The following is a 4,753-nucleotide window of genomic DNA, read 5'->3' on the forward strand; positions in this document are numbered from 1 at the left end:
CGCTAGAGCCTTTCCGAAAATCGATTCCGATTTTCGGGGTTATGCGCTAGCCACCACATCGATTTGTGTTTGGGGCGCCCCAAGAGCGCCCCAATGTGTCTGCCGATACCAGCGGGCTTACATCTTCGGCAGCAGCACCTTGTCGACGACGTGAATGACGCCGTTCGACTGCTTGACGTCGGCAATCGTCACATGGGAGACGCCGCCGTTTTCATCGGTCAACGTGATCTTGCCCATGCTCTCCTTGGCTTTCAGCACGCAGCCGCCGACGGTCTTGATGTCGTGCTCGCCGCCGTCATCCTTGATCATCTTGGCAACGGTCTTGGCCATCGCATCGGCAGCAACGACGTGGCAGGTCAGAACCTTAGTCAGCGTCGCCTTGTTTTCCGGCTTCAGCAGCGTATCGACGGTGCCTTTCGGCAGCGCGGCAAAGGCTTCGTTGGTCGGCGCAAAGACGGTGAAGGGGCCCTTGCCCTCGAGCGTGCCGACCAGGCCGGCGGCCTTGACGGCGGCGACCAGCGTCGTGTGATCCTTGGAGTTCACGGCGTTCTCGATGATGTTCTTGCTATCGAACATCGCAGCACCGCCGACCACCGGGTTCTTGGCGGCAGCAAAGGCGACGGCGGACATGGCTGTGGCGAGCGCGAAGCCGCGCAATACGGACTTGATCATGATTTTCTCCTCACCGGACACCATCCGCGGGGCTTTATGCCTGAGCGTCGTCCGGACAATTCGAACTACGGAGGGCCGCGCCGAAGAGTTTCAGACAAGAGAAAATGATCTCACGGCCGGCGCCCGATTTACGGCCTGTGCAAGGGACCGCTTGCGATCACCGGACCGGTCGCCTGTCCGGTCGGCGAGCCGCCGAAGGGTTCGAGGCTGACGGCAAGCGTTGCGCCATCGGCGACTTGGCTGCGCAGATCGGCGGGAATGACAAGTTCACCGCTTTCGCCCGGCTGGAAGACGCCGAGCGATCTCGTCATGCCGCTGCCCGGTACCAGCCAGAGTTCCAGCGACTTCTCCTCCGGCTTGCCGGCGGCGACCGGCACGATCTTCAGCCGGCCGCTCTGCAACTCATAGGAGGCGAGAAGATTGATGGTGCTGTTCTGGCCCGAAAGCGAGGCTACCAGCGGTGCCGGTCCCTGCGGCTCCGGCACCACGCCGGAAGCGAAGATGACGGCGCTGACGGCGACGACGATGCAAGCAAAGCTCAGCGAACGCCAGAATACGGCGGAATTCCAGAGCCCTTGCGAAAAGGATGCGGGCCTTTGGCCATCGCCGAAAAGCCGCGCCTCGATCTGCTTGAAGGTTTCCCGGTTCGGAGCGGCGGCTTCATACTCGTCATTGAAGGAGGAGAGGTTGGTTTCCCAACGGCTGACGATCGCAGCGAAAGGCCGATCGTGGCGCATGCGCTCTTCCACCACCCGGCGATCCTGCAGCGACAGGACGCCAAGCACATATTCGCCGGCGAGAACCTCGTCGCGGGAGCGGTCTCCCTTGCTTTTGTCGGGCGATGTCATCGTTCCATGCACTCTCTCAGTTTCAAGAGGCTGCGCCTGAGCCAGGTCCGCATCGTGTTCAGCGGGACACCAAACTGATCGGCCAGTTCCTGATAGCTCAGCCCTTCGACATAAGCCCGTTTCACCGCGACCGCACGATCAGCTTCCAACTCTTCCATGCAGGTGTCAATCCGCCTTCCTTCATCCTTCGTCACCGTCTGCATTTCCGGGTCGGGCCCGGCATCGGCAAGATCATAGACCGTGTCCAATTCGTCGGCGACGGGCTTGCGCGCCCGCAGCGCATCGATCGACCGGTTGCGGGCAATCGCAGCCAGCCATGCCGATGACGAACCCGAGGCGACGGAGAAGCTGCGTGCGCGCTGCCAGATGCTGATATAGACTTCCTGCAGGGCCTCGTCGGCTTCCGTGCGATCCTTCAAGATACGCAGGCAGATCGAGAAAAGTTTCGGTCCGGTCTGATTGTAGAGGGCCACGAAAGCCCTGCGATCGCCGAGTGCGACGCGGCCGATCAGGTCTGCGATGTCATCGCCTTGCATGCCGTTCCTCATCTCAAGCTTGCGTGCGCCAGACGGTAACGGCGTCCGGCTCCGCGCCAGATACGAAAAACTATTGCCCTCTGGATTATTCCCTCTGTCAGAAACTTACGATAAAAGGCCGCGAACAATTCTGCGGGGTTCCCATGAACGAAACCGAAAGCGAAATGCAGGCACGGCTTCTGGCCAAGGCACTGCCCTTCATGCAGCGTTACGAGAACAAGACGATTGTCGTGAAATATGGCGGCCACGCCATGGGCAATCCCGAGCTCGGCAAGGCCTTTGCCAGCGACATCGCCCTTTTGAAGCAGTCCGGCGTCAACCCGATCGTCGTTCATGGCGGCGGCCCGCAGATCGGCGCCATGCTGAGCAAGATGGGCATCGAATCGAAATTCGAGGGCGGGCTTCGCGTCACCGACCAGAAGACGGTCGAGATCGTCGAGATGGTGCTCGCCGGCTCGATCAACAAGGAAATCGTCGCGCTCATCAACCAGACCGGCGAATGGGCGATCGGCCTTTGCGGCAAGGACGGCAACATGGTCTTCGCCGAAAAGGCGCGCAAGACCGTCAAGGATCCGGATTCGAACATCGAGCGCGTGCTCGATCTCGGATTCGTCGGCGAAGTGGTCGAGGTCGACCGCACGCTGCTCGATCTGCTCGCCCGCTCCGAGATGATCCCGGTCATCGCCCCCGTGGCTCCTGGCCGAGACGGCGCCACCTACAATATCAACGCCGATACCTTTGCCGGCGCCATTGCCGGCGCGCTGAACGCCACCCGGCTGCTGTTCCTCACCGATGTGCCCGGCGTGCTCGACAAGAACGGCCAGCTCCTGAAAGAGCTTTCCGTCGCCGAAGCGCATGCTCTGATCGCCGACGGCACGATTTCGGGCGGCATGATCCCGAAGGTCGAGACCTGCATCGATGCGATCAAGGCCGGCGTGCAGGGCGTGGTCATCCTGAACGGCAAGACCGCCCATTCCGTGCTGCTCGAGATCTTCACCGAGCACGGCGTCGGAACACTGATCGTTCCCTGATCGAGGCTGCGCCCTTCACTTGCGAAGGGCGGATCTTCCTCACACGGGAACAGGGTATCGGGGAAAGAAATGCGCCTGACAGACTGCTATAATTTTCACGATTTCCGGCGCATGGCCAAACGGCGTCTTCCCGGACCAATATTCGACTATATCGACGGCGGTGCCGATGACGAGGTGACGTACCGGCGCAATACGGCGGCCTTCGAGGCTTGCGATCTGGTGCCCGACGTTTTGCGCGGTGTGGCCGAGGTCGACATGTCGGTGACCGTCATGGGGCAGAAGCTCGCAATGCCGGTCTATTGCTCTCCGACGGCATTGCAACGCCTTTTTCACCACCAGGGGGAGCGGGCGGTCGCGGCGGCGGCGGCTAAACATGGCACGATGTTCGGCGTCTCCTCCCTCGGCACGATCAGCCTGGAGGAAGCGAGACGGATCAGCAACGGGCCGCAGGTCTATCAGTTCTATTTCCACAAGGACCGCGGCCTCAACCGCGAGATGATGGCGCGAGCGAAAAATGCCGGCGTGCAGGCGATGATGCTGACGGTCGACAGCATCACCGGCGGCAACCGCGAGCGCGACAAGCGCACCGGCTTTGCCATTCCCTTCAAGCTCAATCTTGCCGGCATGACCCAGTTCGCGATCAAGCCTTCCTGGGCGATCGACTGGCTGACGCACGAGCGCTTCCGGCTGCCGCAGCTCGAAAACCACGTCAAGATGGATGGCGGCGCGCTGTCGATCAGCCGATACTTCACCGAGATGCTGGACCCCTCGATGTCATGGGACGACGTGGCGGAGATGGTGCGCGAATGGGGCGGGCCATTCTGCCTGAAGGGCATCATGTCGGTCGAAGACGCCAAGCGCGCGGCCGAGATCGGCTGCAGCGGCATCGTGCTTTCCAATCATGGCGGGCGCCAGCTCGACGGCTCGCGCAGCGCATTCGACCAGTTGGCCGAGATCGTCGACGCCGTGGGCGACCGGATCGACGTGATGATGGATGGCGGCGTGCAGCGGGGAACGCATGTTCTTAAAGCGCTGTCGCTGGGGGCGAAGGCCGTCGGGCTCGGGCGCTACTATCTCTTCCCGCTTGCCGCTGCCGGACAGCCCGGCGTCGAACGGGCGCTGGAAACGATGCGTACCGAGATCGAGCGCGGCATGAAGCTGATGGGCTGCACCTCGGTCAGCCAGCTCAGCCGGCGGAATCTGCGCTTCCGTTCCTGAGCAGAACGAGATTTCATTCCGGGCCGCAGCCTTTCGCATCAAATCTGCGGCCCTCGGGCATTCGACGTCAGAGCAGGCTATAAATCGCCGCCGCCTCCTGTTTCAACTTTTCCATCATCGACCGGTAGGGCCCCGGACCATAGCTGACGCGGCCGACACCGAGCTTGGCGAGCGTCTTCACGTCAGGGGCGCCTGTCCGCATCATGATGTTGACCGGCAGCGGCGATGAGGCGCAGATCTTCTCGATCAAGGCGGGATCGATCAGACCGGGAACGAAGAAGCCGCTGCCGCCGGCGGCCGCATAGGCCTTGCCTCGCTCGATCGCCTCGTCCACCAGACCGGCATGTTTGGAAAGATCGCTCTCGGCCAGGAAGAGATCGGTGCGGGCATTGATGAAGAAGGCAATGCCCTTGCCTTCCGCCATGGCGCGAATGGCCCGGATGCGGGC

Annotated in this window: 6 protein-coding genes; 2 read left to right on the plus strand and 4 right to left on the minus strand. The window is 62.0% G+C overall.

What is annotated here, in order from left to right; genetic code table 11:
* Window positions 1-117: 117 nt before the first annotated feature.
* The 3 genes from AC1D1Z_RS34215 to AC1D1Z_RS34225 all read right to left on the minus strand — a co-directional run bounded on the left by AC1D1Z_RS34215 (window position 118) and on the right by AC1D1Z_RS34225 (window position 2,056).
* Window positions 118-672, minus strand: coding sequence for a fasciclin domain-containing protein (locus AC1D1Z_RS34215; RefSeq protein WP_018244547.1), 555 nt, complete (start codon window positions 670-672; stop codon window positions 118-120).
* Window positions 673-800: 128 nt separating this feature from the next.
* The gene (locus AC1D1Z_RS34220; RefSeq protein WP_018447749.1) at window positions 801-1,520 is read right to left on the minus strand and encodes an anti-sigma factor; all 720 of its coding nucleotides are present in this window, start codon (window positions 1,518-1,520) and stop codon (window positions 801-803) included.
* A complete protein-coding gene (locus AC1D1Z_RS34225; RefSeq protein WP_018244545.1) occupies window positions 1,517-2,056 on the minus strand; it encodes a sigma-70 family RNA polymerase sigma factor in 540 nt (179 codons plus the stop codon). Before AC1D1Z_RS34225 ends, AC1D1Z_RS34220 begins: the two co-directional genes overlap by 4 nt.
* Before the next feature lie 143 nt (window positions 2,057-2,199).
* Between AC1D1Z_RS34225 and argB the strand changes: the two genes are divergently transcribed.
* Together argB and AC1D1Z_RS34235 are read left to right on the plus strand one after the other, a co-directional pair.
* A complete protein-coding gene (gene argB, locus AC1D1Z_RS34230; RefSeq protein ID WP_018068726.1) occupies window positions 2,200-3,087 on the plus strand; it encodes an acetylglutamate kinase in 888 nt (295 codons plus the stop codon).
* 69 nt (window positions 3,088-3,156) lie between these two features.
* Window positions 3,157-4,305: an alpha-hydroxy acid oxidase gene (locus AC1D1Z_RS34235; RefSeq protein ID WP_018244544.1), complete on the plus strand. Its 1,149-nt coding sequence runs from the start codon at window positions 3,157-3,159 to the stop codon at window positions 4,303-4,305.
* Between the two features lie 67 nt (window positions 4,306-4,372).
* On the opposite strand, the gene AC1D1Z_RS34240 is transcribed toward AC1D1Z_RS34235, so the two are convergent.
* Window positions 4,373-4,753, minus strand: a 381-nt coding sequence (locus AC1D1Z_RS34240; protein ID WP_477853235.1) for an isocitrate lyase/phosphoenolpyruvate mutase family protein, incomplete at its 5' end; no start/stop codon positions are given.

The sequence above is a fragment of the Rhizobium sp. P1_E1 genome (genome assembly GCF_056406015.1).